Source organism: Sinorhizobium chiapasense (assembly GCF_036488675.1).
GTDB classification, from domain to species: domain Bacteria; phylum Pseudomonadota; class Alphaproteobacteria; order Rhizobiales; family Rhizobiaceae; genus Sinorhizobium; species Sinorhizobium chiapasense.
Window position 1 is genome coordinate 1408531 of sequence record NZ_CP133148.1, and the last position, 19180, is coordinate 1427710.

General features: G+C 60.8%; 17 protein-coding genes. 16 read left to right on the forward strand and 1 reads right to left on the reverse strand.

Features of this window, described 5'->3' with window-relative positions:
* The first annotated feature begins 139 nt into the window (after positions 1 to 139).
* The 15 genes from RB548_RS06800 to RB548_RS06870 all read left to right on the forward strand — a co-directional run bounded on the left by RB548_RS06800 (position 140) and on the right by RB548_RS06870 (position 17558).
* Positions 140 to 1357, forward strand: a complete 1218-nt coding sequence (locus RB548_RS06800; protein ID WP_331374204.1) for a deoxyguanosinetriphosphate triphosphohydrolase — start codon at positions 140 to 142, stop codon at positions 1355 to 1357.
* 98 nt (positions 1358 to 1455) lie between these two features.
* Entirely contained in the window at positions 1456 to 3216 is a 1761-nt protein-coding gene (argS, locus tag RB548_RS06805) for an arginine--tRNA ligase (protein WP_331374205.1), read from the forward strand.
* Positions 3217 to 3279: 63 nt separating this feature from the next.
* Positions 3280 to 6249: an SPOR domain-containing protein gene (locus tag RB548_RS06810; RefSeq protein ID WP_331374206.1), complete on the forward strand. Its 2970-nt coding sequence runs from the start codon at positions 3280 to 3282 to the stop codon at positions 6247 to 6249.
* Between the two features lie 139 nt (positions 6250 to 6388).
* A complete protein-coding gene (nagZ, locus tag RB548_RS06815) occupies positions 6389 to 7405 on the forward strand; it encodes a beta-N-acetylhexosaminidase (protein WP_331374207.1) in 1017 nt (338 codons plus the stop codon).
* A gap of 73 nt (positions 7406 to 7478) precedes the next feature.
* Positions 7479 to 8297, forward strand: a complete 819-nt coding sequence (locus RB548_RS06820; protein WP_331374904.1) for a segregation and condensation protein A — start codon at positions 7479 to 7481, stop codon at positions 8295 to 8297.
* A complete protein-coding gene (gene scpB / locus RB548_RS06825) occupies positions 8290 to 9018 on the forward strand; it encodes an SMC-Scp complex subunit ScpB (RefSeq protein ID WP_331374208.1) in 729 nt (242 codons plus the stop codon). Before RB548_RS06820 ends, scpB begins: the two co-directional genes overlap by 8 nt.
* A 79-nt stretch (positions 9019 to 9097) precedes the next feature.
* The gene (locus RB548_RS06830; protein WP_331374209.1) at positions 9098 to 10207 is read left to right on the forward strand and encodes an ABC transporter ATP-binding protein; all 1110 of its coding nucleotides are present in this window, start codon (positions 9098 to 9100) and stop codon (positions 10205 to 10207) included.
* A 92-nt stretch (positions 10208 to 10299) separates the two neighbouring features.
* Positions 10300 to 10506, forward strand: a complete 207-nt coding sequence (locus RB548_RS06835) for a twin-arginine translocase TatA/TatE family subunit (protein ID WP_331374210.1) — start codon at positions 10300 to 10302, stop codon at positions 10504 to 10506.
* A 74-nt stretch (positions 10507 to 10580) separates the two neighbouring features.
* Positions 10581 to 11207, forward strand: a complete 627-nt coding sequence (gene tatB / locus RB548_RS06840) for a Sec-independent protein translocase protein TatB (RefSeq protein WP_331374211.1) — start codon at positions 10581 to 10583, stop codon at positions 11205 to 11207.
* A complete protein-coding gene (tatC, locus tag RB548_RS06845; RefSeq protein ID WP_331374212.1) occupies positions 11204 to 12046 on the forward strand; it encodes a twin-arginine translocase subunit TatC in 843 nt (280 codons plus the stop codon). The genes tatB and tatC overlap by 4 nt, the downstream gene beginning before the upstream one ends.
* 152 nt (positions 12047 to 12198) lie before the next feature.
* On the forward strand, positions 12199 to 13482 hold the full coding sequence (serS, locus tag RB548_RS06850) for a serine--tRNA ligase (RefSeq protein ID WP_331374213.1): 1284 nt from the start codon (positions 12199 to 12201) through the stop codon (positions 13480 to 13482).
* 26 nt (positions 13483 to 13508) lie between these two features.
* On the forward strand, positions 13509 to 14279 hold the full coding sequence (gene surE, locus RB548_RS06855) for a 5'/3'-nucleotidase SurE (protein ID WP_331374905.1): 771 nt from the start codon (positions 13509 to 13511) through the stop codon (positions 14277 to 14279).
* 35 nt (positions 14280 to 14314) lie between these two features.
* Positions 14315 to 14929 carry a protein-L-isoaspartate(D-aspartate) O-methyltransferase gene (locus RB548_RS06860; RefSeq protein WP_408642413.1) on the forward strand — a complete coding sequence of 205 codons (615 nt, stop codon included), beginning with the start codon at positions 14315 to 14317 and terminating at the stop codon, positions 14927 to 14929.
* Positions 14930 to 15215: 286 nt separating this feature from the next.
* Positions 15216 to 15866, forward strand: coding sequence for a biotin biosynthesis protein BioC (locus RB548_RS06865; protein ID WP_331374215.1), 651 nt, complete (start codon positions 15216 to 15218; stop codon positions 15864 to 15866).
* Between the two features lie 153 nt (positions 15867 to 16019).
* Positions 16020 to 17558, forward strand: a complete 1539-nt coding sequence (locus RB548_RS06870) for a peptidoglycan DD-metalloendopeptidase family protein (RefSeq protein ID WP_331374216.1) — start codon at positions 16020 to 16022, stop codon at positions 17556 to 17558.
* An 86-nt stretch (positions 17559 to 17644) separates the two neighbouring features.
* On the opposite strand, the gene RB548_RS06875 is transcribed toward RB548_RS06870, so the two are convergent.
* Entirely contained in the window at positions 17645 to 18520 is an 876-nt protein-coding gene (locus RB548_RS06875; RefSeq protein ID WP_331374906.1) for an ATP-binding protein, read from the reverse strand.
* A 315-nt stretch (positions 18521 to 18835) separates the two neighbouring features.
* On the opposite strand from RB548_RS06875, the gene yajC reads away from it, so the two are divergent.
* Positions 18836 to 19168: a preprotein translocase subunit YajC gene (gene yajC, locus RB548_RS06880; protein WP_136504516.1), complete on the forward strand. Its 333-nt coding sequence runs from the start codon at positions 18836 to 18838 to the stop codon at positions 19166 to 19168.
* Positions 19169 to 19180: the final 12 nt, after the last annotated feature.

The following is a 19180-nucleotide window of genomic DNA, read 5'->3' on the forward strand; positions in this document are numbered from 1 at the left end:
TCGGCCTGAAAACTTCCTGCCAAACCATTGATCTGTCTTCAGGACCCTCACGACAGTTCGCCGCGGCTTTCCTGTAGCGTACACTATAGGTATGAAGGCTTGAATGTCTCGTCAATGGGACGGCCGGCACAGGTGAGAAATGACTTTCGACAGACAGGCCCTCGGCTTCGGTTACGGCGAGCATGCCGTCTTTGCGTCTGATCCTTGGGTTACGCGCGGCAGGCTCTATCCCGAAGCGGGGAGCCCGACACGCTCCGATTTCCAGCGCGACCGCGATCGCATCGTCCATACGACGGCGTTCCGCCGGTTAAAGCACAAGACGCAAGTATTCATCGCTGCGGATGGCGACCACTACCGCACCCGCCTTACGCACACGATCGAAGTTGCGCAGATCGCACGCGCGCTGGCACGCGCCCTGAAGCTGGACGAGGATCTCGCGGAGGGCGTCGCCCTTGTACATGACTTCGGCCACACGCCCTTCGGGCATACCGGTGAGGACGCGCTGCACGAGGTACTGAAGCCCTATGGCGGCTTTGATCACAACGCGCAGTCGCTGCGCATCGTCACCAAGTTGGAGCGACGCTACGCGGAATTCGATGGACTGAACCTTACGTGGGAAAGCCTCGAAGGTCTCGTCAAGCACAACGGCCCGCTGATGACCCTGGCCAGTGAGGGCACGCGAGGTCCGGTCCCGCAGCCGATCCTCGACTATTGCGTCCTGCACGATCTCGAGCTTGCGAGCTTTGCAAGCCTTGAGGCCCAGGTCGCGGCCATCGCCGACGACATCGCCTACAATACCCATGACATAGACGATGGGCTGCGGGCAGGATATCTCACCTTCGATATGCTGCAGGAGGTTCCATTCCTCGCACGGTTGATGCGCGAGGTCCATGATCGCTATCCGGGACTGGAAAGCAGCCGCTTCACGCATGAGATCATGAGGCGCCAGATCACTGCGATGGTGGAGGACGTCATTGGCGTGGCTCAGGCGCGCCTGCGCGAGGTCCGGCCGCAAAGCGCGGGCGACGTGCGGCTGGCAGGCCGGGTGATCGCCACGTTCTCGGAGGAGATGAGCGAGACCGACCGGCAGATCAAACATCTTCTGATGACACGAATCTACCGCCATCCGGAGGTGATGCGGGTGCGGCAGGGAGCAGCCTCGATCGTCACCGATCTCTACTGTGCCTTCATGGCCGATCCGCTCTTGATGAAGGAACACTACTGGATCGACCAGATCGTCGGGATGGCGGAACCGGCCCGGGCGCGCCACGTGGGAGATTACCTCGCGGGGATGACGGACACTTTCGCGATCAGTGCGCATAGGCGCTTGTTTGACCACACGCCTGATTTGCGCTAGTGACGCCCCCGCCCGGAGGCTGCAGGTTCATAGGAACCCGGCCTCCTTTTGAATTTTGCGCCATTCTCCAGTTTGGCTGGAAAAAGCGGACGGATCAGATGAACCTTTTCACAGACTTCGAATCAAGAATTAAAAATATTCTAGAAGCGCTTGATATCGTGCGTGAAAAGCGATCTGAACTTGATTTCGGGCGTATCAATATCGAGCCACCGCGCGACGCAAGTCACGGCGATGTGGCGACCAATGCCGCCATGGTTCTCGCAAAATCGCTCGGCATGAATCCGCGCGCGCTTGCCGACCTCATCGTCGAGAAGCTGCGGCAGGATCCGGAAATCACCGAGGTTACCGTTGCCGGACCGGGCTTCATCAACGTTCGCTTGTCGGTTTCCTATTGGCAGAAGCTCCTGGCCTCCGTCGTGAGGGCCGGCACCGACTACGGCCGCAGCACCGTCGGTGCGGGACGCAAGGTGAATGTCGAATACGTTTCCGCCAACCCGACGGGGCCGATGCATGTTGGGCATTGCCGTGGCGCGGTTGTCGGCGATGCGCTGGCCAATCTTCTTGCCTTTGCCGGCTACGACGTGGCCAAGGAATATTACATCAACGATGCGGGCTCGCAGATCGATGTTCTGGCGCGTTCGGCGTTCCTGCGGTATCGGCAGGCACTCGGCGAGGAGATTGGGGAGATCCCGGCGGGCCTCTATCCCGGTGACTATCTCGTGCCGGTCGGTGAGGCGCTGGCGGATGAATTCGGCACAAGCCTGCGGATCATGCCGGACGACAAGTGGATGCCGCTCGTCAAGGAGCGCGTGATCGACGCGATGATGGCGATGATCCGCGAGGACCTGGCGGCGCTGAACGTCCATCACGATGTCTTCTTCTCCGAGCGGACGCTGCACGACAACAACGCAACGCGAATCCGCACCGCGATCAACGACCTGACTTTCAAGGGACATGTCTACAAGGGCACGCTGCCGCCTCCGAAGGGACAGTTGCCGGAGGATTGGGAGGACCGCGAGCAGACGCTGTTTCGTTCGACGGAAGTCGGCGACGACATCGACCGTCCTTTGATCAAGTCAGACGGCAGTTATACCTATTTCGCGGCCGACGTTGCTTACTTCAAGGACAAGTTCGACCGCGGCTTCAACGAGATGATCTATGTGCTTGGCGCCGACCACGGCGGCTACGTCAAGCGGCTGGAAGCACTGGCGCGCGCCGTGTCGGGCGGGACGGCGAAGCTGACTGTGCTGCTTTGCCAACTCGTCAAGCTCTATCGCGGCGGCGAGCCGGTGAAGATGTCCAAGCGGTCCGGCGACTTCGTGACGCTCCGCGACGTTGTCGATGAAGTCGGCCGGGATCCTGTTCGCTTCATGATGATCTACCGGAAGAACACCGAGCCTCTCGACTTCGATTTCGCCAAGGTGACCGAACAGTCGAAGGATAACCCGGTCTTCTACGTACAATATGCGCATGCACGCTGCAGCTCAGTGTTCCGCCAGGCGGCGGATGCGTTCCCTGATCTTGATTTCTCGTCGCTTGATCTTGCCGCGGCAGTGACGGGAGCGATCGTTGATCCTGCCGAGATGCAGCTTGTCGCCAAGCTCGCAGAATATCCGCGCGTCATCGAGGCTGCGGCACTCTCGCAGGAGCCTCACCGAATCGCTTTTTATCTGTATGATCTTGCCGCAGCCTTCCACGGACACTGGAACAAAGGTAAAGAAAATCCAGAATTACGTTTTGTTAACGATAAGAACAGAGAATTAAGCATTGCCAGACTCGGGCTGGTGCATGCTGTCGCCTCGGTATTGAAGTCGGGCCTGTCTATTACGGGCACCTCAGCACCGGAAGAGATGCGGTAGGTATTGTCACCATTTCCCCACAAAGCACTGGCAAACGAACGCAGGCAATTGTGAGTGGAGAGTATGGCAGACAAACAATTCGCACGAAGCGGGCCGGCAGAATTCGATGTTTTGGCCGACGATGATCCGTTGAGCGAACTTGCCCGCATTGTCGGTTACGATGCTCGGCCAGCCGTTCAGCAATTGCAGGAACTGCAGCGACACCAAGAGGCCGTTCGGCGGGACCCCGCGTTCGATCTCGAGGAAGAGCTTCTTCGCGAGTTTGATAGCTATGACGCTCCGCGTGCCGTTGCGGTTCACCCGGATAGCGGGCTTGTCGAGCATCCGGTCGCTGGCGGCGTGACGGAGCAGCATCGCGCCGACGCTTCCACTCCCGTTGAGCCCGTTGCCGAGCACGCTGTTGCTGCGGTTGAGGATCGCGGTTCTCCGGTTTCCGAACCGGCCGAGGATCGACACAACGACCTTGCTTCGCTTGCGCCCGCTATCGATGCGGTGACGCCGGCCGATCTCGATGCCGTCGACGTCGCGGACTTGGCGGAAGTCGATCCGCCGGTCGATCTGGAACGCGAGCTCGAACTCTCGCTCGGTTACGAAGATCTGTCGCTTCCGCAGGACACGCAAGCTTCCGAAGCCAGCGGCGCGAGCGGTACCATCCAGTCGCACTCTGCACGGAATGACGCGTTCGAAGCGCCCGCCTTTGAGGCCATGCATGTACCGCTTTCACTCCATGCAGCTGTCGCTTGGACCGCCGAACCTGCCGCGAGCTCAGACGCTCTCTTTATCGACATGGCTGATGAGCTTGCCAGAAGCAATGAAGCGGTGGTTGCGCCGGTCGACAATGCGGCCGCAGCACGGGCTGCGGTCTCGTTTGGCTCCGCGGACGAGGTCGACCAACTGCTTGCTGATGTCGAGCGTTTTCCTGTGCCGGTCGCGACAGGTCTGGTGGCGGCAGCCGTGGAAGCCCATCCGGCGATCCATGCACGCCCCGCTGCGCCTGTGAACGCTGCGCCCGTAAAGAAGAGCAGCTATCCTTTCAAGCCCACCTTCAGTCGTGCGACGCCGGTCGCGTCTGCCTCCGGCGCATCGCAACAGCGCGCCTTTGCCGCTCCGATCGTCGAGCCGGTCGTCGCAAAAGTTTCTGCCGCGCCAGCCGCTTCGACAGTGCCAACGCCGGAGCCGGTTCAGGAAGTGGCTGCGGTCGAGCCGGAACCCAGCTTCGACATCGAGGATTTCGAGCTGGAACTGTCGGATCTCGCCCTGGATATCGACCCGCCGAAGGCTGATGCACGGCAAGACGTCCAGGCAACAGTGGCGCAGCCCGTCGTCGCGCATCCTGCATTGGTCGAGCCGGCGGCGCAGCCCTTCCTGCAGGCGCTGTCGGTCCCAGCTGAAGCCGAAGTCCCCCGCGACGAGCCGCAGGCATCAACGGAGGTGATTGCAGAGGAAGAAGAACCCGCCGAAAGCGCGTTGCCGTTCGATCCCGCAATGATCGCCGAGCCGGAAAGCGGCGTGACGCCGATCGCGGAAGTCGACGTGCCGCAGTTGCCGGCGCTGGAAGTCGAAGAAAAACCAGCCGCCTATGCGACTGACTACGATCTCGATATCGACGCGGAAATGGCGCAGCTCTTCGGAACCCCTGCGGCGGCGCCCCGGGATGGTTCGCGCGTCGAGGATCACGGCGCTCATGCAGCAGCACTTCCAGCCGCAGCGAAGACAAGTCCTCAGGCGTCGGTAGTCGATGATTTCGACGAATTCGAAAAGGCGATGGAAGAGGACTTCCAGCGTTCGATGGCTGAACGTCAACACGCGACACAAGACACGGAGCGTTTGGCACCGGGACCGGGGCGGGCTTCGGAATATGCAGAGCAGGGCTATGGCCGCCGCGCCCAGCGCACGATGCTCTTGGCCGCCAGCGTAGCGGGCGTCATCATCCTCGGCGGTGCGGGGGTCTATGCCTGGATGGGGGGCAGCACTGCAGCCCTGACTGGTGACGGTCCGAAAATCATCCTGGCGGACAAGAACCCGGTAAAGGTCGTCCCGGAAGAAAAGGGCGGCAAGACCGTACCGAACCAGGACAAGGCCGTCTACGATCGGGTCGCCGGAGCTCAGGGAGATGCCCCGCGCCAGGAGGCGTTGGTCTCCTCGACCGAAGAGCCGATGGATGTGGTCCAGAAAACGCTGACGCCGGAGACTTTGCCGCTGGAAGGCAGCGATGATGCCGACGCAATGACGGCCCCGGCAGATGATGGGGAAGTGGCGCGCCTGCTGCCCGATGGAGACACGAGCGATGCCGCTACGGCCGAGGAGGAAAAAGCTCCTGCCGTGGCGCCGCGCAAGGTCCGTACGATGATCGTCAAGCCCGATGGCACGCTGGTCGCTCGCGAAGAGCCGGTGGCTCCGCCGACCAACGACGCGACGGCGAGTGTTGACAATCAATCCATTCCCGCGACCGCTTCCGGACAGGCTGCGGCTGTGGGGTCCAAGGGTGAGGCGATTGTCGCGGATGCCGGATCTGAACTGCGTCCCAGCGGGCAACAACAGGCCGCCGGTGTCGAAAAGGTTGCGCTGGCTGCGCCAAGCGATGCTCCCATCGAGGAGGTCGCTGTACGCAGCGTGAAGACAACAGCGATCGGTGGCCAACCGGCCCCTGTGCCACAGACGCGTCCGACGAGCCAAGCCGATGCCGGTGCCTCGGCGAATGTAGCGAAAACGCCGGCGGAAAACGAAACAGCGATGACAGCGGCGAATGCAGCGCCGGCCGCGCCGCTTGCGACCGCTTCCGTTCCCGCCGGCAGCTACGTGATCCAGATCGCCTCGCTGCCTTCGGAAGCCGAAGCGCAGAAGAGCTACAACAGCCTTTCCGCGAAGTTCGCCAGTGTCATCGGCGGCCGCGGCGTCGACATTCGCAAGGCCGAGATCGCCGGCAAGGGAACCTACTATCGCGTGCGTATTCCGGCCGGTTCTCGGGAGGAGGCCAATGCCCTTTGCTCTCGCTACAAGAGCGCTGGCGGAAGCTGCCTGGTTACGAAGTAAGTCCGGCAAAGATCAACAAGACGGGGCGCGGCAGAAATGTCGCGCTCTTTTCTTTTGGAACGACGCTTTGTCTGTGAATGATCGAGGAACTGCGGCTTTGTGACTTCGCGTCGAACGGTGCGCGCACTATGATTCTGACATGAGCGAATCAAAAGCATTTATCTCCGGCTGCAAAGGCCTTTCCCTGACCGATGAAGAGCGTAGGTTCTTCGACGGCGAGCGCCCGTGGGGCTTCATCCTTTTCGGCCGCAACATCGGCGAAGAAAATCAGATCTCCGATCTCGTCGCCGCGCTGCGCGACACCATCGGCAATCCGAATGCCCCGGTGCTGATCGATCAGGAGGGCGGCCGCGTCCAGCGCATCCGGCCGCCGCTGGTCCAGCAATACCCGAACGGTGCCGCGATCGGCGAGATATATCGCCGCGACCGGGAGCAGGGCCTGCGCGCCGCATGGCTCATGGGACGCCTCCATGCTTTCGACCTGATGCGGTTTGGAATCACGGTCGACTGCCTGCCGGTCCTCGACGTGCCGGTGCCTGGCAGCCACGATGTCATAGGCAACCGGGCCTATGGGCATGATCCGGAGACAGTGACCGCGATCGGCCGTGCGATGAGCGAGGGACTGAAATCGGGTGGCATGCTGCCGGTGATGAAGCACATGCCCGGCCATGGCCGCACGTTCGTGGATTCACACCATAACCTGCCGGTTGTGGAAGCTGGTCTCGAGGAATTGCAGCGAAGCGACTTTCTTCCCTTTATCGCCATGAAGGACGAAGTCATGGCCATGTCGGCGCATATGGTCTTTACTGCGATCGATCCCGACAATCCGGCAACGACCTCACCAAAGGTTGTCAGCGAAATCATTCGCGGCCATATCGGTTTCGACGGGCTTTTGATGTCGGACGATGTTTCGATGAATGCGCTTGCCGGGGACATGGCTGCTCGCGCCCGCGGCATTATTGGCGCCGGTCTTGATCTCGTCTTGCATTGTCATGGCATAATGGAAGAGATGAGGGCCGTTGCGGATGTCGTTCCGGTCCTGTCGGGCGATCGGCTGCGTCGGGCAAGGGCCGCGGAGGCGGCTTTCCGGAAACCGGACAATGCGGACCAGGATGCGTTAAGGGCGGAGTTCAACGCCATGTTCGCCTTGGCTTAGGGGAAGGCGACGGAAAGGCAAGTTGGTGAGCAATCCGGGCGAATGGCAGGGACAAGCTGGCACAAAGGCGCCGATGGAGCCTTTGTGGGAAGCCGAGGCGGCCGATCGCGGACTGCACGAGGAAGCCCTCGTCGTCGACCTTGCCGGGTTCGAAGGCCCGCTCGACCTGCTTCTGCATCTTGCGCGCAGTCAACGCGTCGATCTTTCCCGTATCTCCGTGCTGGCGCTTGCGGAACAATACATCGCCTTCATAGAGCGCGCCCGTTCGATCCGCATCGAGCTTGCGGCCGACTATCTCGTCATGGCCGCGTGGCTTGCCTACCTCAAGTCCCGCCTTCTGCTTCCGCAACAGGCCAAGGATGAGGGGCCCTCCGGCGAGGAGATGGCTTCGGCGCTGGCGTTCCGGCTGAAGCGCCTCGAAGCGATGCGCGATGCCGCAACGAGGCTCGTCAACGGAAACCGGCTCGGCCGCGATGTCTTCGCGCGCGGTGCGCCGGAACATATCGTTGCCGAAAAGAAATCGGGTTACGACGCGTCCCTCTATGACCTGCTGACCGCCTATGCGAGCCTCAGGCAGCGTCAGGCGATAACGCAGGTGACGATCGAAAAGCGCCATGTCTGGTCGTTGGCCGATGCACGCCTGATCCTGGCGCGGATGATCGGCGGTCTCGACGAATGGACTGCGCTCGATCATTTTCTCATCCGCTACATGACGAACCCGAAAGAACGCGCAACGGCGATTGCGAGCTCGTTTGCCGCGTCGCTCGAAATGGTTCGCGAGGGAAGGTTGGAAATCCGGCAGGACGGCGCCTTCTCCCCCATATATCTTCGGCGTGGACCAAAGCCGATCGACGCGGCGACCCTGGCGGAAATGGAGGCAGCGCGTGGCTGAAGCGCAGAAGTACTTGCCGGGAATGCCCGACGAAGAGGAGGCGCACGAAGCGATTACCCTCGATCCTAGGCTGGAACGGGAAGCTGAACGGATCGCGGAGGCGCTGGTCTTCGCATCGGCCCAGCCCGTTTCCGAGACCTATCTCGCGAGCCGGCTTCCCCGTGGCGCCGACGTCGGGCGGATCATGGCAAGGCTGAAGGCAGCTTATGCCTCGCGCGGCGTCAATCTTGTCCAGGTCGCCGACCACTGGGCGTTCCGCACCGCCGGCGATCTCTCCTTCGTCGTTCAGACGGACGAGCAGGAAGTCAGGAAACTGTCGCGGGCCGCCCTCGAGGTGCTGGCGATCATCGCCTATCACCAGCCGGTTACGCGCGCGGAAATCGAGGACATACGCGGCGTACAGACGTCGAAGGGGACACTCGACGTGCTGATGGAGGCGGGCTGGGTGCGTTTTCGCGGGCGCAGGCGGACCCCGGGACGGCCTGTCACATTCGGAACGACGCGGGATTTCCTCGATCAGTTCGGCCTCGAGGAAATTCGCGATCTCCCCGGTATCGAAGAATTGAAAGGTGCCGGCCTCCTTTCCGGGCGCGTTCCCTCCAACCTGCATATTCCGGTTCCCGCCAGCGAGGACGAACTCTCCGAGAACGAGGATCCCATTACGCAAATGGACCTTGAAGAACTCGGCCTCTTGACACCGAAGGCTGAAGAAGACGATTAAAATCCTGACTAGGAATATCGGCTTTAGATCCGGGTACCGGCATTTCGCCGCGAACCTTCGGTTCAAGGAATGAGTGAGCATGGTTTCAGACCCACACAACGGCGCCGTCATGGCAACGCGACGGTCCGGGGTGTCTTTCGCGGCAAGCCTGGCATTCGAGGATATCAGCCACCGCTATCATTCCAAGGAAACGATCAAGGGCGTCACACTCACGGCTAAAGCCGGCGAAGTGCTTTGTCTGCTCGGCCCGTCGGGATCGGGCAAGACGACATTGCTGCGCATCGCGGCAGGCATCGAGATGCAGACCGGCGGCCGCCTCCTCCTGAACGGACAGGAAATTTCCGGCCCGTCCGTCTTTCTGCCGCCCGAGAAGCGCGGCGTCGGATTGATGTTTCAGGATTTCGCGCTTTTTCCTCACTTGACGATCCGCGACAACGTCAGCTTCGGATTGACGGCCTTGCCCAAGAAGGAGGCGCTGATACAGGCGGATGCGGCTCTGGAGCGTGTTGGCCTCCTGCATTACGCCGACCGTTATCCTCATGTGCTTTCGGGCGGCGAGCAACAGCGCGTGGCACTTGCCCGCGCTCTTGCCCCGCGGCCTGCCGTGTTGCTGATGGACGAACCCTTCTCGGGTCTCGACTCTCGCCTCAAGGATTCAATCCGCGCCGATACGCTCGCCATTCTGCGCGAGACCCGTGCAACGGCGATCGTCGTGACCCATGACGCCGAGGAGGCGATGCGCATGGCCGATCGCATCGCCCTGTTGAAGGACGGGCGTCTGGTTCAGGTCGGTACGGCCGATGAGCTCTATCGCAAACCGCGCAATCTTTTTGCGGCCGGCTTCTTTTCCGAGATAAATGTCTTTGATGCGCGTGTGCAGGGCGGCCGCGTCGAAACGCCGCTCGGAGACGTGCCCGCGGGGCACTACAAAGAGGGTCAGCCCCTGAGCGTCGCAGTCAGGCTCTCGGGCGTTCACCTCAAGGAGGAGGGCGGCGACATTCCTGCGCGCATCCTGTCGAGGCGCTTTCTGGGCGTCGTCGAACTGTTGGAGCTTGCCGTGCCGCAATTCGAGCGTACAGTGCGGGCACGTATCCGCGCCGATCTGTTGCCGCAAGGATTGCGTGACGTCACGCTTTCCGTTAACGAGCGCGACATATTGCTGTTTGAAAAAGACGCCTCAACATCCTAGGGTCCGTCGGGAATGAGGGCTTGCCAGGGGCACGCCTGAAAATTGACAACGTGATGGGCTCTGATTGAATGAGGCCCTAAGGGAGTAAGTGCATGGGTTCCTTTAGCATCTGGCATTGGCTGATCGTCCTGGTGGTGATCCTGCTGCTGTTCGGCCGCGGCAAGATTCCGGAACTGATGGGTGATGTCGCCAAGGGCATCAAGAGCTTCAAGAAGGGCATGAGCGAAGACGAGGCCGCTCCGACCGACAAGACGATCGACGGCAAGACCGTCGAGCACAAGTCTGACGAAGTCCGCTAACGAACAAAAGCTGGCGAGACCAGGCGGACTATTCCGCCCGGTCGATCGCGTCACGGTTTTTTAGGGCACGTTGGATGTTTGATATCGGCTGGACCGAGCTTGTTGTTATCGCAATCGTCCTGATTGTCGTCGTTGGACCGAAGGATCTGCCGCCAATGCTGCGGGCCTTTGGGCGCATGACGTCCAAGATGCGCGGGATGGCCGCGGATTTCCGCCATCAATTCGACGAGGCCTTGCGCGAAGCCGATCTGGATGAGGTGCGCAAGACGATCAGCGATGCGCAGAGTCTCAATCCGACTACGGCGCTGCGGGACGCCATGAACCCGCTGCGCCAGCTCGGAAACGAGATCAAGTCCGATCTGCAGAGGGCGACAACGCCGGACAAGCCTGCGCAACCGGAGCCGGTGCAGCCTGCGGCCGCAGCGGCGAAGGCCGAAGCGCCCGTGGAGGCCACGGCAAAGCCTGCGGAGGTTCCCGCTGTAGCCGCAAGCGAACCGAAAATAGAAGCGAAAACGGCGAAAAGCGTCGGCAAGACCAAAGCCGCGCCCGCACTATCGAAGAAGTCTGCCGCGGTAACGGCCCGGAAAACCGCAACCAAGCCGCCGGCAAAGAAAGTAGCGCCGACCGGCGAGGGGCAGGCTGAGACCAAGACCAAGACGCAGAAGGCGCGCGCGACTTCGCGCAAGAAAGGTGACGCATGAGCGGCGATATCGAGGACCGGCCGCAGCCACTGATCGAGCACCTCATCGAGTTGCGCACGAGGCTGATGTGGGCGGTTGGCGCATTTTTTATCGCCTTTCTCGTATGCTTTTATTTTGCCAAGCAGCTGTTCAACTTTCTCGTCCTGCCGTTCAAGTGGGCGGTGAGCTGGGCCGGCCTCAGCCATCGCAATGTTGAGCTTATTTACACGGCACCGCAGGAATTCTTCTTCACCCAGATCAAGGTTGCGATGTTTGGCGCTCTGGTGATTGCCTTTCCGGTCATCGCCTCGCAGATCTACAAGTTTGTCGCGCCCGGTCTCTACAAGAACGAACGCGCAGCCTTCCTGCCGTTCCTGATCGCTTCGCCGGTTCTGTTTCTCATCGGCGGCGCGCTGGTCTATTTCTTCTTCACGCCCATGGTCATGTGGTTCTTCCTGGCCATGGAGCAGGGCGGCGGCGAAGGGCAGGTTGCAATCCAGCTCCTGCCGAAGGTATCGGAATATCTGAGCCTGATCATGTCGTTGGTGTTCGCCTTCGGCTTGGTCTTCCAGCTGCCCGTTGTCACCACGCTGCTAGCGCGCGTCGGTTTCGTCACGGCTCAGGGGCTCGCCGAGAAGCGCAAATATGCGATCGTCATCGCCTTCGTCGTCGCGGCCGTTTTGACACCGCCCGATCCCGTGTCACAGATCGGTCTTGCGCTGCCAGCCATCCTTCTCTACGAAATTTCCATCTATACGGCGCGACTCGTCGAAAGGCAGCGCGAGCGAGACGCTCTCGCACGCGAGGTCGCATCTTCGCAGGAAAGTTCCTCCGAGACGACCGGACCCGCGAAGGGCTGACTGTCTGACGTTCTCGCGCCGTGACCTACAGCACCGCGCATCTCTTCGGACGCGCAAACGTCGCTGTAGCACTTTGAATCGCAGCATGAGTTCTCCTTAAATCAGGCCCGATTTGAGGAGAACTCATGCCGTAAACAACGCGTGGGACGATTATGCTCGATATCAAATGGATCCGTGAGAATGCCGCTGCGCTTGACGACGCCTTAGCGAAACGGGGTGCGGAGCCGTTGTCTCAGTCCTTGATCGCGCTCGATGAGCGTCGTCGCGCCATTCTTCTGTCGCTGCAGGACATGCAGTCGCGCCGCAACGCCGCCTCCAAGGAAATCGGTGCGGCCATGGCGCAGAAGAACAGTGAACTTGCCGAAAAGCTCAAGGCCGAAGTTGCTGACCTCAAGGACACCATGCCTGCGGTCGAGGAAGAAAGCCGTCGGATCGAGGCCGAGCTTTCGGATGCCTTGTCGCGCATTCCGAATGTCCCGCTCGACGATGTTCCAGTCGGTGCCGATGAGGCGGCCAACGTCGTGACACGGATTGTCGGTGCAAAACCGACCTGGAACCACAAGCCGCTCGAGCATTTCGAAATCGGCGAGGCGTTGGGGCTCTTGGATTTCGAAGGTGCCACGCGGATCGCCGGCTCGCGCTTCACGATTGTGAAGGGGCAGCTCGCCCGCCTGGAACGGGCGCTTGGCCAGTTCATGCTCGACCTGCATACGCAGGAACACGGATATGTCGAGATCCAGCCGCCGCTGCTCGTCCGTGACGACGCGATGTACGGCACCGGGCAGTTGCCGAAGTTTGCGGACGATCTCTTCCGCACGACGGATGAACGTTGGTTGATCCCGACGGCGGAAGTTCCGTTGACGAACATGGTTCGCGAGCAGATCCTCGATGGAGAGAAGCTGCCGTTGCGGTTCACCGCCTTGACACCGTGCTTCCGTTCGGAGGCGGGTTCTGCCGGGCGCGATACCCGCGGAATGCTGCGTCAGCATCAGTTCAACAAGGTGGAACTGGTCTCGATCACCGATGCGGAAAGCTCGATTGACGAACACGAGCGGATGACCGCCTGCGCGGAAGAGGTGTTGAAGCGCCTGGGGCTGCACTATCGGGTCATGACGCTCTCGACCGGCGACATGGGCTTCGGCGCGCGCAAGACCTATGATCTTGAGGTCTGGCTGCCGGGACAGGATACCTACCGCGAGATCTCGTCCTGCTCGGTCTGCGGTGATTTCCAGGCGCGCCGCATCAACGCGCGATACCGCACCAAGGAGGAGAAAGGAACGAAATTCGTTCACACGTTGAACGGCTCCGGTGTTGCGGTTGGCCGCGCGCTGATAGCCGTCATCGAGAATTATCTGAACGAAGATGGCTCCGTCGCGGTGCCGGATGTTCTTGTTCCCTATATGGGCGGCCAGCGGCGCATCGAAAAAGCCGCCTGAACGCGAGGAAGCGGATGAAAACCGGAATGCGCATCCTGCTGACGAACGACGACGGCATTCACGCCGAAGGGCTCTCCGTGCTGGAGAGGATCGCACGGACGATTTCCGACGATGTGTGGGTGGTTGCCCCTGAAGTGGATCAAAGCGGTCTCGCCCATTCGCTGACGCTCTCGGAGCCCTTGCGCTTGCGGCAGGTTTCGGAGCGGCATTTTGCCCTCCGGGGAACGCCGACGGATTGCGTGATCATGGCGGTGCGGCAAATTCTCGACTGCAAGCCGGATCTCGTCCTTTCGGGAGTGAACGTCGGAGCGAACCTTGCCGATGACGTCACCTATTCCGGAACCGTCGCCGGGGCTATCGAAGGCACTCTGCAAGGCATCCGTTCGATCGCGCTCAGCCAGGCCTATCAACATACGACCGACAGGGCCGTATCATGGGATGTGGTCGAGACCCATGCGCCGGCCCTCATCCGTACGCTGATGAACGTTACGTTGCCCGACGGAACGTTGATCAATCTGAATTTCCCCAATTGTCCGGCCGACGCGGTGGCCGGAACGGACGTCACATCACAGGGGAAGCTTGAATTCGGATTGAGCATCGACGAGCGCGTGGATGGCCGCGGATTTCCCTATTTCTGGCTGCGCTTCGGCGAGCGCGCCGGCGATTTTCGCGCCGGAACCGACATTTACGCTTTGCGCGAGAATCGGATTTCGGTAACCCCGCTTAAACTGGATATGACCGACTATACCGTCCAGGATCGCATCGCGCGCGCATTGCGGGAAGGGACTGTCGCTTGAACGGACGCGTTTCGCAGCAGGAGGGCTTCGCAGCGATGGTGCTGCGACTGCGCGGAGAAGGCATGGCAAATCATGACCTGCTGAAGGCGGTGGAACAGACACCGCGCAGTCAGTTTGCCCCGCCGCAATACCAGGCTGATGCCTATTCCCAGCGATTGATACCGCTCGATTGCGGGTCGTTCATGGAAGGCTACGATTTCGCCGTGCGGCTGCTGCATTGCCTCAACATCAAGCCGGGGCAGCGTATCCTGGAGGTCGGCACAGGCAGCGGCTTCACCGCGGGGGTGATGGGGCGTATTGCCGAACGGGTATTGACGATCGATCGATATCAGACGCTGGTGAGTTCTGCGCAAAAGAACCTGGAAAAGGCCGGCATTCGCAACGTCGTCGTCAGGCAGGCCGACGGTAGCGCGGGCGTACCAGGTGAGGGCACGTTCGACCGCATTCTGATAACCACAGCATTCAACAGCTTGCCCCGCATGTTTTCCGACCATCTGGTCTCTGGCGGTACCTTGCTGGTCCCGATCATGATGAGCGAAACGCTCTGCCGGATCGTTCGCGTCAACCGCACCGGCAGCCGGTTCGATCGCGAGGATCTTTTCGACGCGCCTTACCTTCCGATCGTGCCGCAACTAGCATCATTTCTTTGATGCGCATGGCCGACCCTATCTACACAGATGACAGGCTGGCCGCACTCTACGATCACCTTAATCCCGCTGGGCCAGGGAGCTCGGAAATCATCGTGGTTGCCGGTTGACTCCGGTGGACACATTGTTCCTGGCCATTTCTCCGATAGCGAATGGTTAATGCGCTCTTAACAAAATACAGTTTCGCGCAAGCTTGCCGGCCTAGGCCAGAGTAGCACGACGGATTTTGGGCGCGATACGCGCTTGTTCTGCATTTCTTGTTGGATCGTGCATATGACGGAGACGGCAGATGCAGATTGCAAACAGGTTGACTGCGGCAACGGCCGGCGACGGCTTGGGCAATCTCGCTGGGCGCTCGGCCGGCCAGGTCGCAACCGGCAACAAAGATGAGAACAGCGCGCAAGCCGCGCAAACGGGTTTCTTCGATCCAACGCCGCGGATCTCTCTTTCGGTTGACGCACTCCTCTATCTCAGTCGAACAAAAAAATCGCCGGAACGATTGCCAGCCCTAACGAGGGAGGAGTGGAACAACAATCCTTCGCCCCAGTTGGCATCACGCGAGTACCAGGCCTTTGGTAGATTCGCGGAGACCGGCGACTACAAGGCTTACTATGGAGCCTTCATCGATTATTACGACAGTCTTCGTCCGGAGGACCAGAACAGCCTGCGCTATTTCGGGACACGCGAGGCAGCTGTTGCCGGTTTGCGATCGCTTGAATACGACGCCGAAAGCGGTCTCGATGTGGAAGCCAATTTCCAGGCCCTGGTCAGCGTTTTCCTCGACGAGGATAAGGCTGTCCATGCGGACGCACCGTCCTCGGCTTTGCGGACCGAAGGTGGGGGTCTTGACTGGAACAAATCCAACATCAGCTACGAAGACCAGCCGCCGGAGCCCAGATCCGTGTCGGAGATGGAGCGGCTTTATTCCAAGCTCTTCTAAGCCGTGTTTCATGTGTCTTTCCGCGCCAGGCAAGGAAAGACGCGCCGGCTATGGTTAGCATTTCGTCAAATTGAGTGCCGCCCTTAACCGGGCGGTAACTCTAATGCGCTTTAATCATTCCACAGCGAGTTGCGTTCGGAGTGGGTAAGCGTCATGCGTAAATTTGTATCTCCTAGTGCAGGGAAGTCCACGATCCGCCTGTGTGCGGCGATCTTGCTGGCAGGCGCTGCCACCGGTTGCAGCTCGGATGTCAGCCGCTTCAGCGGGCTTTTTTCAAGATCTGACGACATAACGACCAGTTCCATCCCGCAGAGTACGATGCCGGTGCCGCGCGGTGATGTGGCCGCCGGGCAGTTTGCGGCTGCCCCGTCTGGTGGAGCCGATGCGTCCTACGGTCAGCCATATCCGGTTGCTGGTCAGAACGCTGGTTATAATCCGGCGCCCGTCTCCAGTGCGCGTGTCGCCTCGACGCCGATGAGTGTTCAGCGCACGGTGCTGGCGGATCCCTCCACGACAGCGCCGCAACCGCAACCGCAGGCGCTTCCAACGCAACGGCAGGCGCAGCCGGTCGCCGTCGCCAAGGCCGAGACTCTACCTGCAACGACCAGGGAGGCGGCGAGCAAGGGCGGTTGGGGCACCCAGAACGCGCCCTCCGTCATGGTTCGTCCAGGCGATACCGTCGCCACCCTCTCCAAGCGGTTTGGAGTTCCGGAGAAGGAAATACTCAGGGTAAATGGATTGAAATCCGCCGGTCAGGTAGAGCCCGGTCAGCGCCTTGTGATTCCGACGTTCGGTGTCGCGAGCAGTGCTGCGAAGGCGGCCGCCTCCAACTCGATCGCCGATATCGAGAACGGAAAGCAGCGGCCGTCGCCGCTGCCGGCGGACAAGCGCGAAGCGGCGATCCTTCCCGGCCAATCGCAATCCCGTGAAAAGAACGAAAGCCGCAGCGATGTCGCCGCAGGCAAGCTTGCGTCCAAGGGCGAAGGCAGCGGCGACGGCCTCTATACCGTCAAGCCGGGCGACTCGTTGAACCGCATCGCCAAGGCGAACGGTGTACCTGTCAGCGCCTTGAAACAGGCAAACGGCCTGACCGCCGAGGCGATCCGCATCGGCCAGAAACTGAAGATGCCGGGTGCCGCCAATGCTGCGACGGATCCAATGGCGACGGCCTCGATGCCGACCAAGAAGGCGGAGACCAAAGTCGCTTCGCTCGACCAGGGCAAACCTGCGGAATACAAGCCGCCAGTGGCCAAAGAGAGCGTTTCGGAAGTCGCAACCAAGACGGATATCGACGAGGACCTGCCGAAGTCGACCGGTATCAGCAAGTACCGCTGGCCGGTGCGTGGCGCGGTCGTTGCCGGATACGGTGCGAATGTCGACGGCAACCGCAACGACGGCATCAACATCTCTGCGCCGCAAGGAACACCGATCAAGGCAGCCGAGAACGGTGTGGTCATCTACTCCGGCAGCAGTTTGAAGGAACTGGGCAACGCCGTTCTGGTGCGCCATGACGACGGCACGGTCACGGTCTACGGCAATGCCTCGGAACTCAAGGTGCAGCGCGGGCAGAAGGTGCAGCGCGGACAGACGCTTGCTGCCTCCGGCATGAGCGGCAGGGCGACCCAGCCGCAGGTGCATTTCGAGGTGCGCAAGAATGCGACCCCGGTGAACCCGGCGACCTATCTCGAATAGAGCAATTCTACAGCGCCGCGCGCCTTACCAAAATGTGTAACGGCTCTCTGCTCGGGAACTGCGTAGTTTCAAAAAGTTAGCCGAAGCTATGCCGGATCGTCGAGCTGCCGGCGGAGCCGGCCGGCCAGATCCTGAATGAACTGCCAGGCGACGCGGCCGGATCTCGATCCCCGCGTCGTTGCCCATTCCAGCGCGTCTGCATGGAGCATCTCTCGCTCGACGCTCAGATCGTAGTAACGGGCGTATCCGTCGATCATTGCCAGGTAATCGTCCTGGCTGCACTTGTAGAAACCCAGCCATAGGCCGAAGCGGTCCGACAGCGAGACCTTCTCCTCGACCGCCTCCGATGGATTTATCGCGGTCGATTGTTCGTTTTCCATCATGTTGCGCGGCAACAGGTGCCGGCGGTTGGAGGTGGCGTAGAGCAGAACGTTGGCGGGGCGGCCTTCCACACCGCCGTCGAGAACTGCTTTCAGCGACTTATATGAGGTGTCGTCGTGGTCGAAGGAAAGGTCATCGCAGAAGACGATGACAGGCATCGGCGCCGCCTTGAGGATCTCCATCAGTACCGGCAGAGTCGAGATGTCTTCGCGGTGCACTTCGACAAGTTTCAGGGCCGCGCCGGTTTCGCGTGCGACCCGCGCATGGACCGCCTTGACCAGCGAAGACTTGCCCATGCCGCGCGCGCCCCAAAGGAGCACGTTGTTGGCCGGATAACCTTCGGCGAAACGAAGCGTGTTGTCGAAAAGGATGTCACGAACGTGATCGACCCCCGTGATCAGGGTGAGGTCGATGCGGTTAGGCTTCGCCACCGCCTGCAGGTGGCGACTAACGGGCGCCCAGACGAAACATTCTGCCTGGCTCCAGTCGTTCACGGCAGGCGCCGGGCCCGCGATCCGTTCGATAGCCGCCGAAAGCTTCTGCATCTCGTTGATCAGTACGTCGATCTTGTTTTCCTGCATCTGCTTGTCTCCGGTATTCACTCGGCGCTCCACCTGGCGCTTCGCATATTTGTAATTCATTGAATTGCCGTACGGTTTACCTCCGGAAAGTGTCCGTGGAGGAAACCGCGCGGCAGCTTTTTTCCGGTAGCACGACGGTTTGCGCTGGAAAAGGCCAAGCACGAGTGCTCGGGGGGTTCTCCTCCCGCGGAATTTGTGTCAGAGGCAGGTGAAACGGATAGGGGGCCGCCGATTTGCGTCGCGGCATTGCGTCCCTATATTCCGGCGGATTTCGCGCGGGGAAGATCCGCGCAACTTGAACTCAAGGAGCGATCGATGTTCATTACCGAAGCTTTTGCGCAGACCGGTGCCCCGAGCGCGGGCGGTGCAGACATTTTGATGTCCATTCTGCCCTTCCTCCTGATCTTTGTTGTCATGTATTTCCTGATCATCCGGCCGCAGCGTGCGCAGATGAAGCGTCGCGAAGAGTTGTTGAAGAACATTCGTCGTGGCGATCAGGTAGTCACCGGTGGCGGCATCGTTGGCAAGGTTACCAAGGTGGTCGATGATGCGGAACTCGAAGTCGAGATCGCCGATGGCATCAAGGTTCGCGTCGTCCGCAGCGGGATTTCCGAAGTTCGCGTAAAGGGCGAACCGGTCAAGGAATAATCCGGGCACGAA